This is a genomic window from Bartonella sp. MU37NMGALS (genome assembly GCF_042194015.1).
GTDB classification, from domain to species: domain Bacteria; phylum Pseudomonadota; class Alphaproteobacteria; order Rhizobiales; family Rhizobiaceae; genus Bartonella; species Bartonella grahamii.
Genome location: NZ_JBHIML010000090.1, coordinates 1 through 1,189 on the forward strand (window position 1 = coordinate 1; position 1,189 = coordinate 1,189).

The 1,189-nt window shown below is 43.5% G+C and carries 1 protein-coding gene; it reads right to left on the minus strand.

The features are described from left to right. Window positions 1–12: 12 nt before the first annotated feature. Window positions 13–1,188: an elongation factor Tu gene (tuf, locus tag ACFIJP_RS09205; protein ID WP_330167429.1), complete on the minus strand. Its 1,176-nt coding sequence runs from the start codon at window positions 1,186–1,188 to the stop codon at window positions 13–15. Window position 1,189: the final 1 nt, after the last annotated feature.

Genomic DNA, 1,189 nt, shown 5'->3' on the forward strand with positions numbered 1-1,189 from the left:
AACAAGCATTATTTATTCAATGATCTTAGAGACGATACCGGCACCAACAGTACGACCACCTTCACGAATAGCAAAACGAAGCTTCTCTTCCATCGCTATCGGAACGATCAACGAAACATCCATGGCAACATTGTCGCCTGGCATAACCATTTCCGTTCCTTCTGGAAGCGTAACAATACCTGTAACATCCGTCGTACGGAAGTAAAACTGAGGACGATAATTCGTGAAAAATGGTGTATGACGTCCACCTTCATCTTTTGTCAAAATGTAAGCTTCTGCTTTAAAACGTGTATGAGGCGTAACAGATCCTGGCTTCGCCAATACTTGACCACGCTCAATCCCTTCACGGTCAACACCACGAAGCAGAGCTCCTATATTATCACCCGCTTGACCCTGATCTAAAAGCTTGCGGAACATTTCAACGCCTGTAACTGTCGTCTTAGACGTTGGACGAATACCAATAATCTCGATTTCCTCTCCAACTTTAATAATACCACGCTCAACACGACCTGTTACAACTGTTCCGCGACCCGAAATCGAAAATACATCCTCTATCGGCATCAAAAATGGTTGATCAACAGGACGTTCAGGGGTTGGAATATAATTATCAACTTCACTCATTAAAAGACGAACAGCATCTTCACCAATGCTTTTATCCTTATCCTCAAGGGCTGCTAAAGCAGAACCCTTAACAATTGGTATATCATCGCCTGGAAAATCATATTTGGATAAAAGTTCCCGAACCTCAAGCTCTACAAGCTCCAAAAGTTCTGCATCATCAACCTGATCAACTTTATTAAGAAAAACAACAATTGCTGGAACACCAACCTGACGCGCAAGCAAAATATGCTCGCGTGTCTGAGGCATTGGACCATCAGCTGCGGAAACAACCAAAATAGCACCATCCATCTGTGCTGCCCCTGTGATCATGTTCTTCACATAATCAGCGTGTCCCGGACAATCAACGTGCGCATAGTGACGATTTTCCGTTTCATACTCAACGTGTGCTGTAGAAATAGTAATCCCACGTGCACGTTCCTCTGGGGCAGCATCAATTTGATCATAGGCTTTAAATTCACCAAAATATTTCGTAATCGCTGCTGTCAACGAAGTCTTCCCATGATCAACGTGACCAATCGTACCAATATTAACATGCGGTTTTGTTCGTTCAAACTTGCTCTTCGCCATC

Excerpts from the sequence above, each read along its gene's own strand:
- tuf (WP_330167429.1), bottom strand. The coding sequence starts at position 1,188 with ATGGCGAAGAGCAAGTTTGAACGAACAAAACCGCATGTTAATATTGGT.